The organism is Streptomyces nanshensis (assembly GCF_001751255.1).
Classification (GTDB): Bacteria; Actinomycetota; Actinomycetes; order Streptomycetales; family Streptomycetaceae; genus Streptomyces; species Streptomyces nanshensis_A.
Window position 1 is genome coordinate 1 of sequence record NZ_LJGW01000519.1, and the last position, 1,006, is coordinate 1,006.

The following is a 1,006-nucleotide window of genomic DNA, read 5'->3' on the forward strand; positions in this document are numbered from 1 at the left end:
ACGGGCAGCTCGCCCGGGACGGCCGAACGGACGTCCTCGCGGGCCTCGTTGACCGCCTTGCCCGGGTGGCCCGCACGGTCGGCGACGCGGCCGGCGGTGCCCCGCGCGTCCTCGACGCCGTCGAGCCCGTCCGTGCCGTGGAGGGTGCCGGCCACGCGGTCCTGCGCGCCGGAGGGCAGGCCCTCGGTGGGCAGGTCACCGGTGGAAAGTCCGCCGGTGGGCAGGGTGTTGGTGGGCAGGCCGTTCTCGGGGATGCCCTTGCTCGGCAGCTTCTGCTGCACGCCGCGGAGGGTGTCCCCGACGGTTCCGGTCAGGTGCCGGACGGTGTCCCCGGCGTCGGTGCCGCGCACCGTACCGGCGGCGGACTCGCCGGCGTGACCGGCCTTCTCCACGTGCTCGACGGCGCCGTGTGCGGTGCTGCCCGCGTCGGAGCCGACGGGCAGTTCGGCGGCGGAGGCGCCGGCCGTGCTCAGCGCCCATACGCCGGAAGCGGCGGCGGCGACCAGGAGCGAACGTCGGATGGTCTTGCGCATGATGACGACAGTCCTTCGATGTGAGCGTTCTCGGGTCCCGTTCGGCGGCCGGCCGGCGCTTGCACGGATCACGTCCCGGTACGGGAGGCGGGATCACGGCTGCTGCGGGCCGGGCGACGGGGATCGGGGTTCGGGCGGACCTGTCCACCCCCGCGTGGCAGGTCGCGGGTCGGCGTCACGGGTCACGCGGTGTACGCGGCGGATGTGCGCGCCACTTCGCGGACCGGACGAACGGTCCGCCCTAGCCGGGGAATTCGAGAACGTCGCCGGCGCTGTCGCGCGTGGGCGTACCGTCCGCGGCGCGCACGGCGCCGGAGAGCAGCGAGCCGGAGTCTGCGGTACCGGCGAGGACGGCGGACTGCTCGTGCGGGCCGCCGCGCTGGCTCTGGCTGTCGCCCGCGTACGGCGAGGCGCCCGGGGCGGGCACGGCGGGGGTGCCGTGGAAGGGCAGCCCGTCTGCCGGGTCGCCGCTG

The 1,006-nt window shown here is 76.1% G+C and carries 1 protein-coding gene and 1 pseudogene; both read right to left on the bottom strand.

The annotated features are described in order from the left end of the window. Window positions 1–533: pseudogene (locus AN218_RS36220) on the bottom strand (hypothetical protein); the annotation flags it as partial. Between the two features lie 241 nt (window positions 534–774). Further along, window positions 775–1,006: hypothetical protein (locus tag AN218_RS37215; RefSeq protein ID WP_171908836.1), on the bottom strand; the 232-nt coding region annotated here is incomplete at its 5' end.